Genomic DNA, 25880 nt, shown 5'->3' on the forward strand with positions numbered 1-25880 from the left:
ATGAAGAAAAGTCTGTTCTGGTCTTGAACAAATTTAACGACACCAATGTATAGCAGAATGATATACGAATGAAGCTACTGACAGAGAAGGGAAGATTTCTCTGGAGGTCTTTATTTGAAATCTAAGTTTGTCAGTACGCATACGATTCGACTAATTGAAATTGTTTGGTTAAGTCGAACTCTCAAATCAAACTAAATTTCTCTAGAGAAATTTATTACCTTAGTACGAAGTAGGAGGAAAATCATGTTACGCTTTTTTCCACAAAAGAATAAATTTGTTCAGCCGGAAAGTGAGCAGATTTTTGATAGAGCCGGATTGATTCCAAATCATGTGGCGATTATCATGGATGGCAATGGCCGTTGGGCACAAAACCGCCGGCTGCCGCGGGTAGCTGGTCATAAAGAAGGCATGGAAAATGTGAAACGAATTACCAAGCACGCTTCACGAATTGGTGTCAAGGTGCTGACGCTTTATGCCTTTTCGACGGAAAATTGGAAACGTCCGGACTCTGAGGTTAATTTTTTGATGCAGCTACCGGTTGATTTTTTTGATAAATTCGTACCGGAATTAATTGAAGAAAACGTTAAGGTTGAGGTGATGGGCTATCGGGATGCTTTACCAGAGCATACCAAAAAAGCCGTTGCCGATGCCATCGAGCAGACAAAAAATAATACGGGCATGATTTTGAATTTTGCTTTAAACTATGGCGGTCGTGCCGAAATTTTATCGGCAGTTCAAGCGATTGGCGAAGAAATTGCCAGCGGTGAGCGCTTAGTGATGGAAATTACCGATGAAGCCATTGCAGATCATTTGATGACAGGCGTTTTACCAACGGACTACCGCGACCCTGAATTAGTGATTCGAACTAGCGGCGAAGAGCGAATCAGCAATTTTCTGTTGTGGCAAATTGCCTATAGTGAATTATTTTTTACTGAGGCTTTGTGGCCTGATTTTAACGATGAATTATTGGAACATGCACTCGCTTCCTATCAAAATCGCAATCGACGCTTTGGCGGTTTGGATGAAGCAGCAGACGAGGAGGATGAGCATTGAGACAAAGAGTGATCACTGCTGTAATTGCCCTGATATTTTTTATTCCAATTATAGCCTATGGGGGATATCCCTTAGATATAGTTGCGGCAGCCTTAGCGGTTGTTGGGGTTTATGAATTATTTAGAATGCGGGGGCTGACACTGCTAAGTTTAGAGGGTGGACTGTCAGCACTAGGCGCAATTTTGTTAGTGTTACCGGTGGAGCGTTGGTTCTTCTTTTTACCAAGCGGCATCAGCAATTTTACTTTATATTATTTAATTGTTATGGTTCTTTTAGGAATTGGGGTAATCTCCAATAATTCTTACACAATTGACGAAGCCGGTTTTCCCGTAATTGTTTCATTGTATGTTGGTGTTGGGTTCCAAAATTTAGTTGCGGCCCGTTCCCATAGTGTTCAAATGGTTATTTTGGCCCTATTTATTGTTTGGGCGACAGATATCGGCGCTTATATGATTGGTCGTCAATATGGCAAGCGCAAACTTTTACCAAGCATTTCACCGAATAAAACTGTTGAAGGTGCGTTAGGCGGTATCGGCTGTGCCATGTTTATCACGTTAATCTTTACGTTATTGTATCCAGCACAGCAATATTTTAACCACGGCTTATTGGCAATGATTATCTTTGCGGCTTTCTTCTCAGTCTTTGGTCAGTTTGGCGATTTAGTCGAATCGGCCATCAAGCGTCATTATGATGTGAAGGATTCCGGAAAAATTTTGCCTGGACATGGCGGCATTCTAGATCGCTTTGACAGCCTGCTATTCGTTTTTCCAATCATGCACTTATTTGGATTATTTTAAAAAGCTATCAAAAAAACTGCGGCCGACAAGAACTATTCTTGTCGGCTGTAGTTTTTTATTAACGAGGAACAGAAGGAATTAATAGCTGGTTTGCTTTCACATCGAAAATTCCCTTTGGTGTAATCCGAATAAACGGCAGGTGTGTCGCTGCTAAAAACATCAGAGCAAAACCAATGTCAGCAAAAGCAAATCCGTGGTCGGCCATTATTTTTTTAAGCTCTTTATCCTTTTGAATCAATTGTTCCATCGGTAACAAAGACATGCGACCGTCTAATTCTAACGGTAGTTCAAAAATGATTTCACCGTTATCAACTAAGACAAGGCCGCCGCCAATTACTTTTAAACGCTCAAAAGCTAGTGTCATGTCCTGCTGATTTTTACCGATTAATAAAAGATCCATCGTGCCAGAATAAGTGGTGGCCATGTTGCCCAAGGAATTGACAAATCCTTTAATGAAGGTGCTGACCCGCCATTTTCCTTGTTTGTCTAGTTTTACAATCAGCGCTTCATCAGCATCTAATTTCGCTTGACTAAAGGTGCCGGAAAATATTTTTTCATAAGGACGAGTAATTACATTGTTGATGACATGAATACCGACAGTTGTCTCTATGTCAAAATCATTTGCAGTTAAATCCCAATCCATTTTCGCTGGGCCGAAGCCAAATTCAGCCCAATTGAAATTCTGATAAGCCGTGGTTGTATCGGTACCTTTTTTAACCCACTGGCCCTTTGCTAAGACATGGACTGGTGTAGGATTTTTTTTATCCTGCAAGAAATTGATGTTGGCAATTCGACCAGTTGCCAGTGAGCCATATTGATCTTCAATATCATAATAGCTGGCTACGTTAAACGCCGCCATGTTATAAGCTTGAGTCTCAGGAATGCCTTTAGCCAAAACCATTTTAATTAAACGATCCGTGATGCCATTTTCATAAAAATAAGGATGACCACCATCTGTTGTCAGCATAAAGCGGCTAAATTCGTTGACACCCGCTGCAAGTAAATCGTCTAATAATATATCTAAATCCGGACGAATCGAAGAATCCCGCAAAGTCACCATGTAACCGTTCTGAATTCTCGCCATAACTTCAGCTCCAGTCATGGCCTCATGATCAGCATCAGCTCCCAGCAATTTAAGCTTTGCTAAAGTTTTTGCCGAAGAGCCGGGAAAATGCCCTTCAACTTTTTTGTTACGCTTTTTGGTTTCCAACATCCAACTAAGTAATTCATCATCGCCTTTTAATAGGCGGGGCCATGCGGTTAATTCTCCTGCTTGAATGACGTGTTCATTATCCAACCAATCCAGAATCATTTCTGTATTAAACAACTTGTCGCTTGGCAAAAGCTCTGTCTGGCTATCTAAACGTGACCACCAAAAAGTGGTTGTTGGTAGCTGACTAATCGATTCCATCATCGCAAACAAGTTTTTTGTTGGCTGTGTCATCAAGAAAAATAAATTGTCATTAATCAGCATTGTAGTCCCAAGTTTGGCTGCATATTCTGCCAGCGAAACGGGATTGTAAAATTGACTTGGATGGATATGTGGTTCAATATAGCCTGGGACTAAAAAAAGATCTGTACAGTCCATGATTTCGACATCCGTTAATTCTTCTGGCATTTCCTCACCGACATAAATTATTCTATCCTGATAAATCCAGAGATTACCTTGGTCCCACCGTCTCAAGTAAACATTTAGATAAGTCGCATTTTTTAACACCAAATTTGGTGAGCCTTGCCCATCTAATAGCGCAACTTGCTGCCGTAATTCATCAATAATTGACCAACGATTGTTCACAGTATTGCCTCCTTTTAAATAAGCGCTTTCATTAATTTTATTTTAGCATATTTCCGTATTGAACAAGTCACAGTTGATTCATTCTGTTTATCAGTTCCTGTTATGGCTACTATCAGAATTTTTTAGAGGCAAAGCTGAAAAAAAGTTTCAAACTAAACCGCTTATTTGAATTAGTTTTGTATTGTTTGAGGCAACTAAAAAAATAGTGATCAGATTAACACGAAAAATGATTTCAGAGTTGCAGAGAAGAAATCAAGCCGATTGGAATAAAAAACTGATTTATTCTGTAACAATAATTAAAATAGTCAGAAAGATTTTTCTTAGAAAAGTTTTAGGTGCCACTGTGATGTTGAGTCTTTTTATTTTCTTTTCGCTGAGACTGGAAAACTTTTAGTCTTTTTGTGAAATGCTGGCGTTACCTGTAGGGTTTTTGCATAGTGGCAAGGCTCATGCTAAGCCTTAGTAAATGACTCTAGACAAACCTGCCAGTTTTTTTAAAAATTTTAAAATTTCACAAAAAATTTAAAAGACTGATAGACCAATAAAAAACTGTTGGTTTTTGAGAGAAAATGGTCAGAAGCCCGCTAGTATGCTAAAATTAAGCTTGTTTTATAGAACAAACTTAGTGTAAACTCCTTACAAGGTTGAGAAAACTTTGTTAGAAAATGAAAACAAAGGAAGGATTTCAAATGAGAACAGTTATAACCTTTATTATTGTCTTTGGCGTAATCGTCTTAGTTCATGAGTTTGGTCATTTCTTTTTCGCAAAGCGCTCGGGAATTTTAGTCAGAGAGTTTGCGATAGGTATGGGACCAAAGATTTGGGGGTACCGGGATAAAACCGGAACTACCTATACATTGCGCTTGCTACCAATTGGTGGTTATGTGCGGATGGCTGGCAACGGCGAAGAGGAAGTTGAGATGACTCCTGGCATGCCGATTTCAGTTGAGCTAGATCAACACAATAAAGTTGTCAAAATCAATACCAGTAAAAAAGTTCAATTAACCCACGGCATTCCCTTAGAATTGACTGAGCATGATTTAGTGGATGCTTTAACGATTTCTGGTTATGTCAATGGTGATGAGTCTGAAGTGGTGACTTATAAAGTCGACCACGATGCGACAATTATTGAACCCGATGGTATTGAAATTCGAATTGCCCCACGGGATGTGCAATTTCAATCAGCAAAATTATGGCAGCGTTTATTAACGAACTTTGCCGGACCGATGAATAATTTTATTTTAGCGGTGATTTTATTTATTGTGGTTGCTTTTATGCGGGGTGGTGTCTATGATTCCAATTCAACAACCCTTGGAGACATTCAAGCAGATAGTGTTGCTGCTAGCGCCGGTTTGCAATCCGGCGATACAGTTTTATCAGTAGACGGAGAAGCCGTGACAACTTGGTCAGAAATGCAGACCGATATTCAAGCTAGTCCAGATGAAGAAATTTCGCTTGAAGTTGAACGAGCTGGCGAAGAACTGACAATTAATTTAACACCAGCAGCGACCGTCTCTGGTGATGAAACTTACGGCATGATTGGGGTGAGTCCAGCTTTAATTGAGACTAGTGTCTTCGATAAAATTGCTAGCGGTTTTTCTGCGACAATTGCCAATTCATTGAATATTTTTCAAGCTCTTGGTCGTCTGGTAACTAATTTTAGTCTAAATCAATTGGGCGGACCAGTTGCCATTTTCCAAATGTCTTCTGAGGCAGCTAATTCTGGTTTAATCACAGTCATTAGCTTTATGGCGATGCTATCAGTTAATCTGGGCATCATGAATCTATTGCCGATTCCGGCTTTAGATGGTGGGAAAATTGTCTTGAACCTGATTGAAGGAATACGAGGCAAGCCAATTAGTCCTGAAAAAGAAGGAATTTTAACTTTGATTGGTTTTGGTTGCTTAATGCTTTTAATGATTTTTGTAACCTGGAACGATATTCAACGCTTTTTATTTTAGCTAGTTGATGAACCAATCGTAAGACGAGGAGATTTAAAAATGAAACAGTCAAAAATGTTGATTCCAACCCTGCGGGAAGTTCCAGCAGATGCTGAAGCACTGAGTCATCAAATGCTGTTGCGGGGCGGTTTTATTCGCCAAGTGTCAGCGGGAATTTATTCCTACTTGCCTTTAGCCAATCGGGTCTTGGAGAAACTAAAGGGCATTATGCGGGAAGAATTTGCGAAAATCGATGCGATTGAAATGCTGATGCCGGCTTTATTACCGGCAGAGTTGTGGAAGGAATCAGGCCGTTATGAAACCTATGGGCCAAGTTTATATCGGTTAAGCGATCGCAATCAGCGGGATATGATTTTGGGTCCCACCCATGAGGAAGCCTTCACGGAATTAATCAGGAATGAAATCAATTCCTATAAACGTTTGCCTCTTTCCTTGTATCAAATCCAAACAAAGTTTCGGGATGAAAAGCGACCCCGTTTTGGATTATTGCGGGGACGGGAATTCATTATGAAGGACGGTTATTCTTTTCACGATTCTGAGGAAAGTTTAAGCGAAGGCTACAAAAGTTATGAGGCTGCCTATCATAAAATTTTTGAGCGCTGCGGCTTAGAGTTTCGGGCGATTATCGGTGATGGCGGAGCGATGGGGGGCAAAGACTCCAAGGAATTTATGGCGATTTCTGACATCGGTGAGGACACGATTTGCTATTCGACGGAAAGTGATTATGCAGCCAATTTAGAAATGGCTACGAGTGAATACTCGCCCAGCATCTCTAGGGAGTCTTTAAGCGAACTTGAAAAAATTGCGACACCAAATGTTAAGACGATTCAAGAAGTTGCGGACTTCTTTGAAGTTTCGCCAAAGAAAATTATCAAATCTGTTTTGTTTATGGCAGATGGTCAACCAGTCTTAGTTTTAGTCCGGGGAGATCACGAAGTTAACGAGATCAAATTAAAAAACTTTTTAAAGGTCGATTACTTAGAAGAAGCGGCGGAAGCAGACGTCAAAGAAAACTTTAACGCTGACTTTGGTTCGATTGGGCCGGTGGACATTGCTGAAAACGTGAAAGTCTACGCTGATTTATTTGTACAGGATATCTCCAATGGGATTGCTGGCGCCAATGAGACGGATTTCCATTACAAGAATGTTAATTCTGGTCGGGATTTTTCTGTTAGTGAGTATGCTGATTTGCGTTACGTGAAAGAAGGCGATCCTTCACCGGATGGTTCTGGTGCCTTAGCTTTTACCAAAGGAATTGAAATCGGCCATATTTTCAAACTTGGCACCCGCTATAGTGAAGCGATGGATGCAAAAGTCTTAGATGAAAATGGTCGAGAAAAAACAGTCACGATGGGTTGTTACGGTATTGGTGTCAGCCGGTTATTGGCGGCCATCGTTGAGCAAAATGCCGATGAAAAAAGTATTCACTGGCCAGCGGGAATCGCACCGTTTGATGTGCATATCATTCAAATGAATGTCAAAGATGAATATCAAAGCCGCCTAACCGCTGAAGTCGAAGAAGCGATGAAGCAAGTCGGCTATGAGGTGTTAGTGGATGATCGCAATGAACGGGCTGGCGTGAAATTCACCGACTCTGATTTAATCGGTTGCCCGATTCGAATTACTGTTGGTAAAAAAGCAGTCGACGGTGTCGTTGAAGTAAAAATTCAAAAAACTGGGGAAATGATTGAAGTCAGAAAAGATGAGTTGGCTTCAACTTTAAATATTTTATTAAATCCTAGTGAATAAGTTTTGAGAGAACATCAGCTGCCAGCTGGTGTTTTTCTCTTGTCCCAAAAATCCCCAAGAGTTTTTAATGAAAAAAACGACTAAAAAGGGTATACTGATAAGTACTGAATTTCAGATGAGAGAGGGATTATTTTGTCAGAAAAACGTGAATTATTTGAAAAATTATTAGGACAAATGCAATTGGATGCTGCAACCTTAGCGGAGCCGTTAATCGCTGCCGGGGAAATCGAAAGTGTTGTTGTCCATAAAAAATCCCGTCTGTGGGAATTTACGCTCCGCTTTCCTGCTATTTTGCCGGTGGCCCTCTATCAAAACCTGCAAACCAATTTAGCTTTAGCCTTTCAAGATATTGCAGCAACAACTTGTACAATTGTTGCTGATGATGCAAATTATACAGAAGAATTGCTGCAGGCTTATTGGCCTTTGGCATTGGCGGCCCAAGAAATTGACAGCCAGCTGGCCAAAAAAGTTGTCTGTAATCAGCTGCCGGTTATTCAAGACAAAAAAATAATTTTGCCGATTGAAGCCGTGGCGGTTGTTGATTATTTGAAACAGCAATATTTTCCCAAAGTTCAACAACAATATGAGAATTTCGGCTTTCAAAAATTCCAAATTATTCCTCAGATTGACGAGGAGCAAGCTCAAAGAGTGCAGAGTTTATTTGAAGCACGTCAACGGGAACAACAGGAAATTTTCCAACAGCAAGCAGCTGAGAGCCTAGCCAATCACGAAGAAAAACGCAAAGAGCAAAAATCTAAGGTTGCCGAGTTATCTGGACCAATCCAATTGGGTCGTAATATTCCAAGTGATGAAGTTGTGACGCCGATGGTGAATATTCAAGAGGAAGAACGACGGGTGACTGTTGAAGGTCTAATCTTCGATAAAGAAGTTCGCGAACTGCGGTCAAAACGGAAAATGCTTTTAATTAAAGTGACCGATTATACCTCTTCCTTTAGTATTAAAAAGTTTTCCAACAACGAAAAAGACGAACAAGTTTTTGATGCTATCAGTGTCGGCAGCTGGGTTAAAGTGCGGGGCAGCATTCAAGAAGACAGCTTTATGAAGGACTTGGTGATGAACGGCCAAGACTTAATTGAAGTTAAACACGCTCCTCGAAAAGATTATGCCCCTGAAGGCGAAAAAAGAGTGGAGCTGCATTTACACAGTAACATGAGTACGATGGATGCTACCAATAGTGTCAAGGACTTAGTTGCGCAAGCTGGAAAATGGGGTCATAAAGCAATTGCCATCACTGACCATGCTGGAGCACAGGCTTTTCCCGATGCCCACGCTGCTGGAAAAAAAGCTGGCGTTAAAATTTTATATGGAGTAGAAGCCAATGTTGTTGATGACGGTGTGCCGATTGCTTACAACGATGCTCATGTAAATTTAAGTGATGCCACTTACGTTGTTTTTGACGTGGAAACCACGGGGCTTTCTGCGGTTTATGATACGATTATTGAGTTAGCCGCAGTAAAAATGCACAAAGGAAATGTGTTAGAAACCTTTGAGCAGTTTATCGATCCCGGTCATCCGCTTTCCCAAACGACGATTAATCTAACTGGGATTACCGATGAGATGGTAAGGGGATCAAAATTAGAAGAAGAAGTGCTGCGGCTCTTTATGGAATTTTCTAAGGATACGATTTTAGTGGCCCACAACGCCTCCTTTGATATGGGCTTTTTAAATACAAGCTATGGCAAATACGAGATTCCCGAAGCCGCAAATCCGGTTATTGATACGCTGGAACTCGCCCGTTATTTGTATCCTGATTTTAAACGTTTTGGCTTGGGTGTCTTATCAAAAAAATTCGGCGTTAATTTGGAACAGCATCACCGCGCTGTCTATGATGCGGAGGCAACCGGACATCTAGCGTGGATTTTTGTTAAAGAAGCGATGGAAAATCATGAAATGTTTTTCCACGATCAATTAAATGAACATATCGGCGAAGGGGATTCCTATAAGCGGGCCCGACCTTTTCATGCGACAATCCTTGCTCAAACGCAGGCAGGTTTAAAAAATCTGTTTAAATTGATTTCGATGTCAAACGTCAATTATTTTGAACGGGTTCCGCGGATTCCCCGTTCCCAATTAAATAAATTACGAGAAGGCTTATTAGTTGGCTCCGCCTGTGACAAAGGCGAAATTTTTGAAGCGATGATGCAAAAAGGGATTGAAGAGGCCAAGAGCCGGGCAAAATTTTATGATTATATTGAAATTATGCCAAAGCCGGTTTACGCACCATTACTTGAACAAGAAATGATTAAATCTGAAAAAGATTTAGAAGAAATTCTCAGCAATCTCATCAGAATTGCTGATGAGTTGGATAAACCCGTGGTGGCGACCGGTAATGTCCATTATCTTGATCCAGAGGATGCCATTTATCGTAAGGTCTTAATAAATTCAATGGGGGGCGCCAATCCATTGAATCGCCACAGTCTACCGCAAGTTCATTTTAGAACAACGGATGAGATGTTATCCGAGTTTCAATTTTTAGGAACTGAATTAGCGAAAAAAGTTGTCGTGGAGACTCCAAATCAGATTGCTGAGATGTGTGACGAAGTAATTCCGGTTAAAGATGATTTGTATACGCCAAAAATTCCCGGCTCAGAAGAGGAAATTACAAATTTAAGTTATAACCGAGCGAAGGAACTGTATGGCGATCCCTTGCCGGAGATTGTCGAAAAGCGTTTGAAAAAAGAATTGGATTCAATTATCGGGAACGGCTTTTCGGTAATTTATCTAATTTCGCAAAAATTAGTGCATAAGAGTATGGAAGACGGCTACTTAGTTGGGTCTCGGGGGTCTGTTGGGTCAAGCTTTGTGGCAACGATGACCGGAATCACTGAGGTCAATCCATTAGCCCCTCACTATCATTGTCCAAATTGTCAGTACTCAGAATTTTTTGAAGATGGAACGTACGGCTCTGGCTTTGATATGCCAGAAAAAAATTGTCCGAATTGTGGACACCGCCTCTTTAAAGACGGTCACGATATTCCCTTTGAAACGTTTTTAGGTTTCCACGGGGATAAAGTTCCCGATATTGATTTGAACTTTTCTGGTGAATATCAAGCTGAGGCCCATAATTATACGAAGGTTCTGTTTGGTGAAGAATATGTTTTCCGGGCAGGAACTATCGGCACGGTTGCGGATAAAACAGCTTACGGATTTGTTCGGGGCTATGAGCGGGACAATAATTTACATTTGCGCAATGCTGAGATTGATCGCCTATCGAAAGGCGCAACCGGAGTCAAGCGGACAACTGGGCAGCATCCAGGGGGGATTATTGTTATCCCCGATTATATGGATGTCTACGATTTTACGCCGATTCAATTTCCAGCCGATGATCAAAACGCCGAATGGAAAACGACCCATTTTGATTTCCATTCAATTCACGATAATGTTTTGAAGTTGGATATTCTCGGACACGATGATCCGACAGTGATTCGGATGCTCCAAGATTTATCCGGCATCGATCCGAAAACTATTCCCACCGACGATCCCGAGGTTATGCGGATTTTTGCTGGACCGGATGTTTTGAATGTAGCCAGTGAACAAATTTTTTCAAAAACTGGTACGTTGGGAATTCCTGAATTCGGGACGCGTTTTGTTCGTGGCATGTTGGAAGAAACCCATCCGTCAACATTTGCTGAGCTGTTACAAATTTCCGGACTTTCCCACGGTACCGATGTTTGGTTGGGGAATGCGGAAGAATTAATCCGCCGAGGAGATGCCACGCTAGCTGAAGTAATTGGCTGTCGGGATGATATCATGGTCTATTTGATTCATGCCGGTTTAGATGACGGCATGGCCTTCAAAATTATGGAAACCGTGCGTAAAGGTCTCTGGAATAAAATTGATGATGATGTGCGGGACACCTATCTTAAAGCAATGCGGGAAAATAATGTTCCAGAGTGGTACATTGATTCTTGTTCAAAAATTAAATACATGTTCCCGAAGGCCCATGCGGCGGCCTATGTATTAATGGCGTTGCGGGTGGCATATTATAAAGTTTATTTCCCAATTCTTTATTACTGTGCGTACTTTTCTGTGCGGGCAGATGATTTTGATTTAGTAGCGATGGCGAAAGGCAAAGAGGCTGTCAAGGCCCGTATGAAAGAAATCAACGAAAAAGGTTTAGATGCCTCCACGAAAGAAAAAAATCTGTTAACGGTTTTAGAAATCTGTAATGAAATGCTAGAGCGGGGCTATCAGTTTGGTATGATTGATTTGTATAAATCAGACGCCGAAAATTTTGTAATTGATGGCGACACCTTGATTGCACCATTTAGAGCTGTGCCAAGTTTAGGCGCCAACGTGGCGAAGCAAATTGTTGCCGCTCGTGAAGAGCAAGCCTTCCTATCTAAAGAAGACTTGGCCAATCGCGGAAAAGTTTCTAAAACTTTAATCGAATACATGAATGACAATGGAGTCTTAAAAGATTTACCAGATGAAAATCAATTGTCCTTGTTTGATATGCTGTAAGTCTGGTTTTTTAAAATTTTGAAAAATGTTGCGGTGGCCTCAAGCGTAAGATGTTTAATCTAAGTCTTGAGGCTACTTATTTGAAGCTCTGCAACATTTTTCCTTACTAAATGTCAGATTTTTTCAATCCTGCAAGCACTTAGCAGAGCGGCTTTCATTAATTTTGAGGTTTTTCTAATGAAAAAGGGTGTAATTACGGTAAAAACTTGAAAATACATGAAAATCATGTTATATTATCTGTGGTAATGATACTTAGTCGAGTGAGGGATTTTTTCCCTCACTCTTTTTAATGGATTGAGTAACCCAAGTTGAAGGAGGCTGTGCAGTTGAGTAGCGTTGTGGAAACAGTAACTGATTTAGTGTTACCAATTGTTGACGAACAACATTTTGAATTAGTTGAAGTTGAATTTGTAAAAGAAGGAAAAAATTGGTTTTTAAGGGTCTATATTGACAAAGAAGGCGGCATTGATATCGAAGAATGTGTCTTTGTCAGTGAGCAGCTAAGTGAAAAATTAGACACCTTGGATCCTGATCCAATCCCCCAAGCCTATTATTTAGAAGTATCATCTCCCGGTGCGGAACGTCCATTGAAAAAAGAAGCTGACTATCAAAAAGCTGTTGGGAATTTTATCCATGTGAATCTCTATCAAGCAATCGACGGCAACAAACAAATAGAAGGAACCTTAGTGTCCCTTGATGAAGGCCAGCTGATTTTGAGTGTGCCAATTAAAACCCGCAAAAAAGAATTGACAATTGATCGAAAGAATATTGCCAAAGCTCGTTTAGCAATTCAATTTTAGATCGGTGGAGGAAAAATAAAATGAGCAAAGAAATGTTAAATGCCTTAGATGCTTTAGAAGCAGAAAAAGGAATCAGCAAGGAGATTGTCGTGGAAGCCTTAGAAGCAGCGTTAGTTTCTGCCTACAAACGCCACTACGGTCAATCACAAAATGTTGAAGTCGAATTCAACATGAAAAAAGGCGATATTCATGTCTATTCTGTTAAAGAAGTGACAGAAGAAGTGATGGACTCGCAATTAGAAGTTTCATTAGAAGAAGCCATCAAGATTAACGCCGCTTATGAATTAGGCGATAAAATCCGTTTTGAAGTCACGCCAAAGGATTTCGGTCGGATTGCTGCTCAAACGGCAAAGCAAGTTATTTTGCAACGGGTGAGAGAAGCTGAACGGACGATTATTTATAATGAATTCAGTGCCTATGAAAAAGATATTATGCAGGGGATTGTTGAACGGCAAGACCATCGTTATATCTATGTCAACTTGGGTAAGATTGAAGCTGTGTTATCTAAGCAAGATCAGATGCCAAATGAATTTTATCAAGCCCATGATCGGATTAAAGTCTACGTTTCTAAAGTGGAAAACACTTCAAAAGGGCCGCAAGTCTTTGTGAGCCGCAGCCATCCAGATTTATTGCGTCGCTTGTTTGAACAAGAAGTACCAGAGGTTTATGATGGAACTGTTGAAATTGTCAGCATTGCTAGAGAAGCAGGCGATCGTTCAAAAATTGCGGTGCGTTCAAATGATCCTAACATCGATCCAGTTGGTACCTGTGTAGGGCCAAAAGGTCAACGGGTACAAGCGATTGTCAACGAATTAAAAGGTGAAAATATGGACATTGTCGAGTGGGACGAGGATGCAGCAGTCTTTATTGCCAACTCTTTAAATCCCGCGCAAGTCATTGACGTTATTTTCGACGAAGAAAATCCGAAAGCTTGTACGGTTGTCGTGCCGGACCATCAATTGTCTTTGGCAATTGGTAAACGGGGTCAAAATGCTCGTTTAGCAGCTAAATTAACAAGCCACAAAATTGATATTAAGTCTGAAACGGATATGGCAGATTTCTATGCAGAACTAGATGCGGAAGAATATGCCGATGAAGCTGTTGCAGAAGAAATTTATGACGATGAAGTTCTTTCTGGCGCTGATCAATTAGAAATTGATCCAGAAGAAACTTTTGTGGAAACAGAAGCGGCAACTGAGGATGATGCAGTCGAAGTCGTTGAAGAAATTATTAACGAAGAAGACGAGTAGCTTTACTTAAAAAAGGAGGCGAGCCAGATGAAACAACGGAAAATTCCTTTAAGAAAATCAGTCGTCTCCGGTGAAATGAAACCGAAGAAGGAACTGATTCGCATTACCCGTTCCAAAGAGGGACAAGTTTCAATTGATCCTAGTGGAAAATTACCCGGCCGTGGCGCTTATGTGGCGATTGAGCCCGCAGAAGTTCAACAGGCTTGGGATAAACATATTCTTGATCGCGTCTTAGAGACGACTCTCGACGATGCCTTTTATCAAGAACTATTAGATTATGTGAGTCATCAAAAAGCAAGGAGAGAATTGTTTGGCAACTAATCAACAAGCGATTTTAAATCTCCTGGGCATTGCGATGCGTGCGGGAAAACTGGTGACAGGTGAAGAATTGGCGGTGAAAGCCATTCAAAAAGGTCAGGCAAAACTTGTGTTTGTAGCGGCCGATGCCAGTCAAAATACCATGAAAAAAATTAAAGACAAAAGTCTATACTACCAAGTTCTTGTGAATGATACATTTGACATGCTGACTCTCAGCAGCGCAATTGGCCGTAAGCGGTCAGTAATTGTCGTGGCTGACGAGGGGTTTGCCAAAAAATTTACAGAGCTAATCAAAGGTTAGGGAAGGTGATTGCATGGGGAAAAAAAGAATTTATGAACTTGCAAAAGAAATAGACAAAAGCAGTAAGGAAATAGTTGATAAGGCCAAGAGCTTAGGGATGGATGTGCAAAACCACATGAGTTCAATCTCAGAAGGTGATGAAGGAAAACTGAAATCAGCTTTGAACACAACAAAAGCGCCAGCTGCACCGAAAGCAGCAACCGCTCCAAAAGCACCAGCCCAAGCAACAACTAATCAAGATGCAAAACCAGCGAATCCCACAAACCCGCAAAGTCAAGGCGAAAAGAAAAAAATGAGAGGTCGTAGTTCTCTGAATAATCCAAATTTTGTTAATCGTAACCAACCAAAACCAGGAGTAGCTGGACAACAAGGCAATCAAAACCGCAATCAGGGCAACCGCGGTAATGATCAACGCTCTGGTCAAGGCAATACCAATAATAATCAAGGCGGTCAGCGTCAAAATCAAGGACAACGCCCGCAAAATAATCAAAACCGGACGGATGCGAATCAAAATCGCAACAACCAAAACCGCAGTCAAAATCCAAATCAAAACCGCAACAACCAAAATCGTGGCCAAGGTAATAATCCCCGCCAACAAGATCGCAATCCTAAAGTATTGCATGGTGGCGGTGCAAGTGCCTCAAGAATTGGTCAAGATAAATTAGCGGCAACCAAAGCAGCGATGAATGAAATTGCCAATGAAAAACCACAAATGCGTCAAAATAATCAAAATCGCAATCAAAGTCAAAACCGTAATCAACAAGGCGGCAACCGTCCGACTAATCCTAATCGGCCAGCTGGTAATAATACTGGTGGCAATCGCCCAACCGGCAATGCTCAAGGCGGACAAACGCAACAACGTCCGCAAAATCAAAACAGCAATCCAAACCGCCCGACGACTAATACTCGTCCGGCTGCGCAACAGCCAGCTGCAGATACAACACGGCAAGAAAATAAAAAACCGGAACGGACCAAAGTCTTCACGAAGGCTGATGCGGCTCCGGCTAATCAAAGAAATCGCGGCAAAGGCAATAATTATCGTGACGGCGGCTTTGGTAACAACCAAAATCGCAATCGCAATAAAAAGGGCAAGAAGGGCAGACAGCAACAAAATACGACGCCTAAAGCACCAATGCCACAACGTAAGTTTAGAGAATTACCAGAAGTGTTGGAATACACTGAAGGCATGAACGTAGCTGATATCGCTAAAAAAATCCATCGGGAGCCAGCAGAAATTATCAAAAAATTATTCCTGCTGGGTGTAATGGTCAATCAAAACCAAAGCTTAGATAAAGATACGATTGAATTATTAGCGACTGATTACGGTATGGAATCAGAAGAAAAAATTACTGTCGATATTGCTGACATTGATAAATTCTTCGAACCAGAAGAAGTCAACGAAGAAAAATTAGTGCCAAGACCACCAGTTGTCACAATCATGGGTCACGTTGACCATGGTAAAACAACATTACTAGATACCTTGCGTCATTCTCGAGTAACTAGTGGTGAAGCCGGCGGGATTACCCAACATATCGGGGCCTATCAAATTGAAATTGACGGCAAGCCAATCACTTTCTTGGATACACCAGGACATGCGGCCTTCACTAGCATGCGGGCTCGTGGTGCCAGCATCACTGACATTACGATTTTAGTTGTCGCTGCTGATGATGGTGTGATGCCGCAAACTGTTGAAGCAATCAACCATGCCAAAGCTGCGAAGGTGCCAATTATCGTTGCTGTCAATAAAATTGATAAACCAGGAGCGAACCCACAACATGTGATGCAGGAATTAAGTGAACACGAATTAATTCCAGAAGCTTGGGGTGGCGATACTATCTTCGTTGAAATCTCAGCGAAGTTTGGTCAAAACATTGAAGAATTATTAGAAATGATTTTACTAGTTGCTGAAGTGGAAGATTTGAAAGCTGATCCAACACAAAGAGCAATCGGGACAGTTATTGAAGCTCGTTTAGATAAAGGTAAAGGGCCAGTTGCAACATTATTAGTGCAAAACGGAACTTTAAACGTCGGTGATCCAATCGTTGTCGGCAATACCTTTGGTCGTGTGCGGGTGATGGCAAATGATTTAGGCCGCCGCGATAAAACAGCGGGACCAGCAACTCCAGTTGAAATCACTGGTCTTAGTGATGTACCGCAGGCCGGTGATCGCTTCGTGGTCTTTGAAGACGAAAAATCTGCCAGAGCAGCTGGTGAAGAAAGAGCGAAACGAGCATTGCTGGAACAACGGGCGATTACTTCTCGGGTTACTTTAGACAACTTGTTTGAAAGCTTGAAGGAAGGCGAACTGAAAGAAGTGAACGTCATCATCAAAGCTGACGTGCAAGGTTCTGCCGAAGCTTTAGCAGCTTCACTACAAAAAATTGATGTCGAAGGCGTTCGTGTTAAAATCGTTCACTCGGCAGTTGGTGCCATCAACGAAAGTGATGTTACGTTAGCTGCGGCAAGTAATGCGATTATTATCGGCTTTAATGTCCGGCCGACACCGCAAGCTCGTCAACAAGCGGAAGCAGAAGAAGTGGATATTCGTTTACACCGGATTATCTATAAAGCAATTGAAGAAATTGAAACAGCAATGAAGGGTATGTTAGACCCTGAATTTGAAGAAAAAATTACTGGTCAAATGATTGTCCGGGAATTATACAAAGTTTCAAAAGTTGGAACGATTGCCGGCTGTTACGTAACAGAAGGCTTGATTCAACGGGATAGCGGTGTCCGGGTAATCCGTGACGGTATCGTTATTCTAGAAGGTAAACTAGCCAGCTTGAAACGCTTTAAAGATGACGTTAAAGAAGTCCGCATGGGTTACGAATGCGGTGCGATGATTGAAAGCTTCAACGACTTGAAAGTTGATGATATCATCGAAGGCTTTGTTATGGAAGAAATCAAAAAAGACTAAATGAAAAAATTAAAGGAGGCCGTTCTGATGGCTAACTATCGTGATCGCAGAGTCGGTCAAGAAATTTTAAAAGAGGTCAATCAAATTTTACGTAAAAAAGTGCGTGATCCCCGGGTGCAAGACGTGAACATTACGGATGTTCACGTTACCGGCGATTTACAGCAGGCGACAATTTATTACAGCGTCTTGTCTGACTTAGCTTCAGACCAAGAAAAAGCTGCTGAAGGCTTGGAAAAAGCGAAGGGCTTAATTCGCCGGGAACTTGGCCATGCCTTAAGTTTGTATAAAACGCCCGAATTAATTTTCGAAGTAGATCAGTCGGTTAAATACGGCAATCACATTGATGAATTATTACGCAACTTGAATAAAGAAGATTAAGATTGATATCAAGCCGGCTGGAAAAGCAAATTCCAGCTGGCTTTTTTCTTTTGTAAAAGAGGCTCAGCTTTGCTTTTCCTAGTAAACTTTTCTATAATAAATTGTTGATGAAAGAAGGAATCTATTTGGAAGCAAAATCACAAGGCATGACAGCGGTCTTAGCCGCTTTAGCTGCGAATATTTTAGTGGCTATCAGTAAATTTGTCGGCTATATTTTCAGCGGCAGTGCTGCGATGTTAAACGAGAGCATTCACAGTGTGGTGGACTGCGCCAATCAAATTTTATTACTCTTTGGCGATAAAATAGCCAAGCGAGGTCAAAGCACCCTGCACCAGTTTGGGGAAGGTCGCGCAAAATATTTTTTCAGCACTTTAGTTGCGACGATGCTCTTTTTTGGTGGTGGCGCTCTCGGTGTGATGGAGGCGCTGGAAAAGATTTTTCATCCTAGTCATGAAGTTGAAAGTCTTTGGTTAGTGATGGGAATTTTAATCTTTGGGATGCTAGTTGAGGGCAGTTCACTGCGGGTCGCTATCAAAGAAATTAATGAGTTGAATACTGAAAAGCTGCCATTATTTAAATACCTGCACGAATCCCGCCACAGTGAGGTCTTGATTATTTTTACTGAAGATTTTTGTGCGATAATTGGCCTCTGTTTAGCTTTTGTCGGCACCGTGCTAACGGCAATCACTGGCAATGCGATTTTTGATGCAGTTAGCGGCTTGTTAATCGGTTTATTGCTAATGGGTGCGGCAATTTTCTTGGCCAAAGAATTTTATAGCTTATTAATCGGCGAAAGTGTCACAGAGCAGGACTTAGCCAAAATCCGGCAAGCCTTTCAACGGCCGGAAATTGCACATCTCTTGGATATTAAAACTGTTCATCTGAGTGCAGATGAAATCATGATTGCTGCTAAAATTGATATTATTCACGATTTAGAGGGAGAAGGCTATTTAATTATCAATGAGATTGAAAGAACTATTCGCCAAGCCTTGCCAGATAAAAAATGCTATATCTATATTGAAACTGATGAGTTTGATCCAAATTATCAAACGCACTAAAAGCATCCATTGATTCAACAGCAGAAACTGCCGGGTCAATGGATTTTGTGTTATAATGTTTAGGTTGGTTTACAATAAACAATCTAAAAAACGAGAAATTTTTAAAAAGCGGAGGGACTTCATGGAAGGGATTTTACCTTTGTGGAAGGAACGGGGCATGACGAGTCATGACTGCGTTTTTAAATTGCGTAAAATTTTACAGACAAAAAAAGTCGGTCACGGTGGCACGTTAGATCCTGATGTAGACGGTGTTCTACCGATTTGTGTCGGCAAAGGCACTAAGGTCATTGAATACTTGACAGATTCCGGCAAAACTTATGAAGGAGCCATTACACTAGGTTTTTCGACAACGACTGAAGATGCTAGTGGCGAACAGGTGGCTGTTGAAAAATTAGTGCAACCTTTTTCTGATGCAGAAATTGATCAGGCAATGGCAGCTTTTGTTGGTGAAATTACTCAAATTCCGCCGATGTATTCGGCAGTCAAAGTCAATGGCAAACGCTTATATGAATATGCCCGCAACGGTGAAGCTGTCGAGCGACCTGAACGCAAAGCGCTGATTGAAACTTTTGAGCGAACGAGCGAACCTTTGTTTGATGAGGTTGCTGGGACTCAAACTTGGCGCTTTAAAGTGGTTTGCGGTAAAGGCACTTACGTTAGAACTTTAGCTGTTGATACGGGAAAAAAATTAGGTGTACCCGCCCACATGTCGGATTTAACCCGCACAGCTAGCGGCGGTTTTACAAAAGAGCAAGCTTTAACTTTAGCACAGGTGCAAGAGTTGGTCAGCGAAAATCAGCTTGCAGCGATTTTTTTACCAATCGAAGCTGCCGTCAGCCAGTTTCCCCGTGTCGATTTAACGGATGAATTATGGGAGCAAGTAAAAAATGGTGTACCACAAACAAAAAAAGACTTTCACATTCCGTCAGAGTACCATGAGGAAGTTGCGGTTTTTTATCGAAAAAAATTAGTTAGTATCTATAAAGAACATCCCAGCAAACCATTTTTATTAAAACCAAGCAAAGTGATTCGCAATCAATTGAGCGAAATTATTGAATAAAGGACTGTCAATCATGGAAATTATTAAAATTCGTCACCCCTATCAACCAGAACAAATTCCTCAAGCTGATGTTGTTTTAGTTTTAGGGTTTTTTGATGGGGTTCATCTAGGACATCAAGCTGTTATCAATGAAGGCCGCAGATTGGCTGATCAGCACCAACTAAAATTGGCTCTCATGACATTCAATCAGCATCCGTCAATTGTTTTTCAAAAGATTGAAGCCGAGTCAATGAAATACTTGACCAGTAGCGAGCAAAAAGAAAGACTGATGGAGGACTTAGGCGTTGATTATCTTTATGAAATTGAATTTACTTCAGCTTTTGCCAGCTTGAAGCCACAAGACTTTGTCGATCAATATATTGTTGGCCTCCACGCAAAATATGCGGTTTCCGGCTTTGATTATACCTATGGTCCAAAAGATATTGCCAATGTGCAACATTTGCCGTTGTATGCAAAAGGTCGCTTTGAAGTTGTGACTATCGGCAAGCAGGAAAAAGATGGTGCAAAGGTCAGCTCAACTCGCATTCGGGAAATGCTTGACCAAGGAGATATGGAAGAAGTTACTCGCCTCTTAGGTTATATTTATGAAATTGACGGCACTGTGATGCATGGTGATGCCCGAGGTCGTGAGCTGGGCTTTCCCACTGCGAATATTAAATTGCGCAGTTCAGTCCGGTTACCTAAAGAAGGTGTTTATGTCTGCGAATTGCGCATCGGTGATAAATGGTATCCAGCTATGGGTTCAATCGGCCATAATGATACCTTTGGTGCAGGCCGGGGCTTGACAGTGGAAATTTATATTTTAGATTTCCATCAAGATATTTATGGCGAACAAGTATCTGTCCGTTGGAATCATTTTATTAGAGACCAAGTGGCCTTTAACGGAGCGGACGCTTTAATCACACAATTAAAGCAGGACGAATTAACCACTGCAAATTATTTTAAATAGACAATCAGCAGAGCCGAGGAGTAGGTGAAGTCTATGAAAGGTAAAAAGACTTTCAAAAGACTTTAGCAACCCCTGGGCTCTTTTTGTGTACAATTTACTAAAACAAAAAATTTTGTTTAAGACTCGTCAACCTCATTTTTATTTCTCTCTCCGTTCCCCTTGAAGAAGCGCTATGCTATTGCACACACTAGCTCTCCTTTTATGCTTATCACCAAAGTGCATCATCTGATATTGTTCTTAACATTATAGTCTGTTCAAAAGCTCTAACTATAAAAAAGAGTTTTCCTTTTTAACGTCCAAAATTCGACTTTTAAATTCGTTTTCAGGAAATGCTTGAGACTATTTTTAAATTAATTGAAAATTTGCAAAAAATTATAAATAGAAAAAAATTTTGAAATTAACAAATTCGTGTTAGGTTTCCAAATATTATTTTAGCTTTTTAATAACAACTTCTAAAAAGAAAAATTCAATAAATTTCCGAGTTTGTGGGACCAGTTTTTTTTATATGAAGGAAAAAAACTTTATTTAGTCACCTAACATGATATTCGTAAAAACCAATTGAATGTAACATTCCCACGGAAGGATTTATAAAATTATAAGAGCGCTCTTTTATTTTGAAGAACTGCTGGAATTGAGAAGATTTATAGCATTCAAATCTAAAGTGAGCAACTAAAATTTTTAAATCGATTTTGGTATACATAAAAAATTAATGAAAGTAGTAAGTTAGGTTAAACGAAATTGATACTTTAGAGGGGCTAAAGTTGAACTTCTTTGTGGGGATTTTTTATCGATTATCATTGATTAGAGTATGTGGAATTATATTCAAAAAAGAACAAGGGATATAAATAAAGTGACAAAAAAATTCAGATTCAATATCTAATAAAACCTGATAACAGTGAAAATAATGAGAAGATTATGAAAATTTATTTTACATTAAGCGTAACAAAAATCAAATTACATGGGCTTGTAACCGATGAAATTAAATGTGTTTGCAATTATTCTCGATTAGGTATTGAAATTTTCGAAATGTTTATGTAATATTGACAAATAAGTTATTAAAATTCTCTAATAGATTTTTAAGGGTTTTTAGTTGAATGAAGAGATTAATAACCGGCTAGAATTCCATTGATTTGCTGATTTTTAATAATGGAAGAAGGGGAGTAAGAAATGGAAAAGGAAGAAGTATTGTTAGATGTTACTCACTTACATACTGGTTTTCGAATCAAAGATGATTATTTTGATGCAGTGGATGATGTCTCTTTTTTACTGCAAAATAATGAGATATTAGCAGTTGTTGGCGAATCTGGTTGTGGTAAAAGTACATTAGCTACCACAATCATGGGTCTTCACGATGCCGATAATACTCGTATCACCGGAGAAATAATTTACCAGGATTTAGATTTAACCACTTTTAATGAGACACTTTATAATAAAGTTCGCGGAAACGATATTGGAATGATTTTTCAAGATCCTTTGTCGGCATTGAATCCGTTAATGCGTATTGAAGATCAGATTAAAGAAAGTCTGACTTATCATACAGATATGAACAAAGAGCAAAAACAAGCTCGTGTAATCGAGTTATTAACTCAGGTTGGAATTCCGGCTCCTGAGCGAGTGGCTAAGCAATATCCCCATGAGCTATCAGGAGGAATGAGACAAAGGGTTATTATAGCAATTGCGATTGCCTGCAAGCCACCGATTATTATTGCTGATGAGCCAACAACGGCTCTAGATGTAACCATCCAAGCACAAATTTTAGATTTGTTAAAGGACTTACAGGAAGAAACAAATGCAGGCATCATTTTAATTACGCATGACTTGGGTGTTGTTGCTGAAATGGCAGATCGAGTTGCCGTGATGTATGCAGGTCAATTTGTGGAAGTTGCAACAGCTGAAGAATTATTTACGAATCCTAAGCATCCGTACACTCGCTCTTTATTGCAATCGATCCCACAAGAAAATTCTGAAAACTCTGAACTGCATGTGATTGAAGGTGTCGTTCCTTCATTAAATAAGATGATTCGCAAGGGGTGCCGATTCGCTCCGAGAATTCCTTGGATTCCACAATCAGATCATGAAGCCGAGCCAGAATTACATGAAGTATCACCAGAGCATTTTGTCCGCTGTACCTGTTATCAGCATTTTCATTTTAGAGATGAACAGGGGGATATGTGATGACAGAGATTATTAAGATTAAAGACCTGAAAATTCACTATCCTATCCGAAGCGGTTTTTTCAATCGAGTTACTGATCATGTGCTAGCGGTAGATGGTGTTGACTTCATTATTGAAAAAGGTAAAACATATGGTTTAGTTGGTGAATCAGGCTCTGGTAAAACAACAACCGGAAAAGCAATCGTTGGCTTAGAAAAAGTGACGGGTGGACAAATTTTATACGAAGATCAAGACGTGACGAAAGCTCGTAATAGAAAATCGATTCAATATAACAAAGATGTTCAGATGATTTTCCAAGATTCGATGTCCAGTTTAAATCCAAAGAAACGAGTCTTAGATATCATTGCAGAACCTATTCGAAATTTTGAGCGACTAAGTGATCAAGAAGAAAAGAATAAAGTAAAATCATTATTGGATATTGTTGGGATGCCTGAAGATGCTATCTATAAATATCCCCATGAGTTCTCTGGTGGACAACGGCAACGCTTAGGAGTTGCTCGAGCTGTTGCAACGAATCCTAAATTAATCGTTGCAGATGAACCGGTATCAGCGTTGGATTTATCTGTCCAAGCGCAGGTACTGAACTTCATGAAAAATATTCAACAGGAATACGGCCTAAGTTACCTATTTATCTCTCATGATTTAGGGGTAGTGAAACATATGTGTGACAACTTAGCCATCATGTACAAAGGCCGCTTTGTTGAAATTGGGACAAGAGAAGACATCTATAATAATGCTCAACATATTTATACTAAGCGGTTGTTATCAGCGATTCCACAAATTGATGTAGCTCATCGGAATGAACATAAAGCTGAACGACGTAGAGTTGAAAAAGAATATATAGAACATCAAAAAGATTATTACGATCAACATGGCCGGGTTTATGATTTACAAAGCATTAGTGAAACGCATCAGGTAGCGTTGAAAAAAGGGGGAGACATCTAAATGTGGAAAACAATATTACGGCGGGTCTTGCTGATGATTCCGCAGATTTTTATCCTCAGTGTCTTAATTTTTTTATTAGCTCAAATGATGCCAGGAGATCCCTTTACTGGGTTGATTAACCCCAATACTGATCCAGCTGTGATTGAATCTATGCGGGAAGCAGCAGGTTTAAATGATCCTTGGTACACCCAATATATTCGGTGGATTGGTAATGTTTTCCAAGGGGACTTTGGTCAAAGTTTTATTTATAAGTTACCTGTAGCTAACTTGATTGGCAATCGAGCTACGAACACTATCTTGCTGTCACTATTGACCGTAATTATTATGTATGCAATTGCATTACCTTTAGGCTTATTAGCTGGTCGCTATCAAAACTCTATTTTAGATAAATTTGTAGTTATCTATAACTTTGTGAGCTTTGCGATTCCAGCATTTATTTTTGCTTTGGTTTTACTATTTATTTTTGGTTATCGTTTAGGATGGTTTCCAACAACCGGATCTGTCTCTAATGGTTTAGAGCCAGGGACATTCGCCTATGTTTGGGACAAATTTTACCACTTAATTTTACCGGCAATTACACAAGCAATTTTGACTACTACAATTACAATTCAGTATTTAAGAAATGAAGTAATTGACGCAAAGTCACTCGATTATGTGCGGACAGCTCGCTCCAAAGGAGTACCGACAAATAAAGTTTTTACCAGACATATTTTCAGAAATGCTTCTTTACCGATTGTCTCTCAACTAAGCTATGAAATAACTGGTTTAATCAGTGGTTCTGTTGTTATTGAGACAATTTTTGGATATCCAGGTATAGGTAAATTGTTTATTGATTCAATTGGCCAGCGGGATTACGCAGTCATTACTGCTTTAGTTTTAATCCTTGGTATTGCAACGTTAATTGGGAATCTAGTCTCCGATATTTTAATGAGTATCGTGGATCCACGGATTCGTATTCAATAATCAAATTACTCTGGAGGGATAAAAATGACGCAAAAAAAAGAAAATTTAGCTCTGAGTAATGAACATGTCCCACCAATGGGATTCAGAATGATTATCAGAGAGTTTAGAAAAGATAAATTGGCGATGTTCTCGTTAATTTTACTTATTATTATTTTATTGACAATATTTATCGGTGCAGTTGTGATTGACCAAAGTGAAATCATGAGGGTCAACATTTTAGATAGATATCTTCCACCGGGAGGGAATTACCTTTTAGGGACTGATGAGGGTGGTCGTGATGTCTTTGGTCAGTTAATCATCGGGGCGAGAAATTCGGTTGTCATCGGTTTTGCGATTACAATTATCACATCAATTATTGGTGTGAGTGTTGGGATTATTTCTGGCTATTACGGTGGAATGCTAGATAACATTATTATGCGTATTGTGGATTTTATTATGATCTTGCCTATCATGATGATTATTATCGTGTTTGTAACAATCATTCCAAACTACACAGTATTTTCATTCGTCTGGATTATGAGTGCCTTCTATTGGGTGGCAAAGGCTCGATTATTCAGAAGTAAAACTTTATCTGAAGGACGGCGTGATTATGTTAGTGCTTCAAAAACCCTCGGAACAAGTAATTTCAAAATTATGTTCCGAGAAATTATGCCAAACTTAAGCTCACTGATTATTACCAATTTAACGATTAATTTTGCTGGTAATATCGGAATTGAGACGACATTAACCTTCTTAGGTTTTGGTTTACCAACAAGTGTTCCAAGTTTGGGAACATTGATTGGTTATGCAAAGAGCGGGGAAATCCTTGCGAATAGATCATGGATATGGTTACCTGCATCATTACTAATTTTAGTCATGATGTTAAGTATAAATTATGTTGGCCAAGCGTTTAAACGCTCTGCAGATGCGAGACAGCGTCTAGGCTAA

General features: G+C 40.1%; 19 protein-coding genes. 18 read left to right on the plus strand and 1 reads right to left on the minus strand.

Going from position 1 to position 25880, the window contains the following annotated elements:
• Window positions 1-243: 243 nt before the first annotated feature.
• Complete coding sequence (locus tag ORH16_RS12410) at window positions 244-1053, plus strand: isoprenyl transferase (protein ID WP_265459153.1); 810 nt, start codon at window positions 244-246, stop codon at window positions 1051-1053.
• Entirely contained in the window at window positions 1050-1850 is an 801-nt protein-coding gene (locus ORH16_RS12415; RefSeq protein ID WP_265459154.1) for a phosphatidate cytidylyltransferase, read from the plus strand. Before ORH16_RS12410 ends, ORH16_RS12415 begins: the two co-directional genes overlap by 4 nt.
• A gap of 58 nt (window positions 1851-1908) precedes the next feature.
• On the opposite strand, the gene ORH16_RS12420 is transcribed toward ORH16_RS12415, so the two are convergent.
• Window positions 1909-3645 carry an adenine deaminase C-terminal domain-containing protein gene (locus tag ORH16_RS12420; RefSeq protein ID WP_265459155.1) on the minus strand — a complete coding sequence of 579 codons (1737 nt, stop codon included), beginning with the start codon at window positions 3643-3645 and terminating at the stop codon, window positions 1909-1911.
• Between the two features lie 689 nt (window positions 3646-4334).
• Here ORH16_RS12420 and rseP point away from each other — a divergent pair.
• From rseP to ORH16_RS12505, 16 genes are all read left to right on the plus strand, one after another.
• Window positions 4335-5606, plus strand: coding sequence for an RIP metalloprotease RseP (gene rseP, locus ORH16_RS12425; protein ID WP_265459156.1), 1272 nt, complete (start codon window positions 4335-4337; stop codon window positions 5604-5606).
• A 39-nt stretch (window positions 5607-5645) separates the two neighbouring features.
• On the plus strand, window positions 5646-7355 hold the full coding sequence (locus ORH16_RS12430; protein WP_265459157.1) for a proline--tRNA ligase: 1710 nt from the start codon (window positions 5646-5648) through the stop codon (window positions 7353-7355).
• A gap of 132 nt (window positions 7356-7487) precedes the next feature.
• Window positions 7488-11840 (plus strand): PolC-type DNA polymerase III, encoded by a 4353-nt coding sequence (locus ORH16_RS12435; RefSeq protein ID WP_265459158.1) that lies wholly within the window; start codon window positions 7488-7490, stop codon window positions 11838-11840.
• Between the two features lie 326 nt (window positions 11841-12166).
• Window positions 12167-12640 carry a ribosome maturation factor RimP gene (gene rimP / locus ORH16_RS12440; protein ID WP_265459159.1) on the plus strand — a complete coding sequence of 158 codons (474 nt, stop codon included), beginning with the start codon at window positions 12167-12169 and terminating at the stop codon, window positions 12638-12640.
• 20 nt (window positions 12641-12660) lie between these two features.
• On the plus strand, window positions 12661-13890 hold the full coding sequence (gene nusA / locus ORH16_RS12445) for a transcription termination factor NusA (RefSeq protein WP_265459160.1): 1230 nt from the start codon (window positions 12661-12663) through the stop codon (window positions 13888-13890).
• 27 nt (window positions 13891-13917) lie between these two features.
• Window positions 13918-14211: an RNase P modulator RnpM gene (rnpM, locus tag ORH16_RS12450; protein WP_265459161.1), complete on the plus strand. Its 294-nt coding sequence runs from the start codon at window positions 13918-13920 to the stop codon at window positions 14209-14211.
• Complete coding sequence (locus tag ORH16_RS12455; RefSeq protein WP_265459162.1) at window positions 14201-14509, plus strand: YlxQ-related RNA-binding protein; 309 nt, start codon at window positions 14201-14203, stop codon at window positions 14507-14509. Before rnpM ends, ORH16_RS12455 begins: the two co-directional genes overlap by 11 nt.
• 13 nt (window positions 14510-14522) lie before the next feature.
• Complete coding sequence (infB, locus tag ORH16_RS12465; protein ID WP_322597299.1) at window positions 14523-17426, plus strand: translation initiation factor IF-2; 2904 nt, start codon at window positions 14523-14525, stop codon at window positions 17424-17426.
• A 27-nt stretch (window positions 17427-17453) separates the two neighbouring features.
• The gene (gene rbfA, locus ORH16_RS12470) at window positions 17454-17804 is read left to right on the plus strand and encodes a 30S ribosome-binding factor RbfA (protein WP_265459163.1); all 351 of its coding nucleotides are present in this window, start codon (window positions 17454-17456) and stop codon (window positions 17802-17804) included.
• Between the two features lie 146 nt (window positions 17805-17950).
• A complete protein-coding gene (locus ORH16_RS12475) occupies window positions 17951-18862 on the plus strand; it encodes a cation diffusion facilitator family transporter (RefSeq protein WP_416207862.1) in 912 nt (303 codons plus the stop codon).
• Window positions 18863-18983: 121 nt separating this feature from the next.
• Window positions 18984-19922, plus strand: coding sequence for a tRNA pseudouridine(55) synthase TruB (truB, locus tag ORH16_RS12480; protein WP_265459165.1), 939 nt, complete (start codon window positions 18984-18986; stop codon window positions 19920-19922).
• A 13-nt stretch (window positions 19923-19935) separates the two neighbouring features.
• A complete protein-coding gene (gene ribF / locus ORH16_RS12485; RefSeq protein ID WP_265459166.1) occupies window positions 19936-20871 on the plus strand; it encodes a riboflavin biosynthesis protein RibF in 936 nt (311 codons plus the stop codon).
• Between the two features lie 1167 nt (window positions 20872-22038).
• Entirely contained in the window at window positions 22039-23046 is a 1008-nt protein-coding gene (locus ORH16_RS12490; RefSeq protein WP_265459167.1) for an ABC transporter ATP-binding protein, read from the plus strand.
• Entirely contained in the window at window positions 23046-23990 is a 945-nt protein-coding gene (locus tag ORH16_RS12495; RefSeq protein ID WP_265459168.1) for an ATP-binding cassette domain-containing protein, read from the plus strand. Before ORH16_RS12490 ends, ORH16_RS12495 begins: the two co-directional genes overlap by 1 nt.
• Entirely contained in the window at window positions 23991-24953 is a 963-nt protein-coding gene (opp4B, locus tag ORH16_RS12500) for an oligopeptide ABC transporter permease (protein WP_265459169.1), read from the plus strand.
• A gap of 24 nt (window positions 24954-24977) precedes the next feature.
• Complete coding sequence (locus ORH16_RS12505) at window positions 24978-25880, plus strand: ABC transporter permease (protein WP_265459170.1); 903 nt, start codon at window positions 24978-24980, stop codon at window positions 25878-25880.

This window comes from Enterococcus sp. HY326 (assembly GCF_026157065.1).
Taxonomy (GTDB): Bacteria; Bacillota; Bacilli; order Lactobacillales; family Enterococcaceae; genus HY326.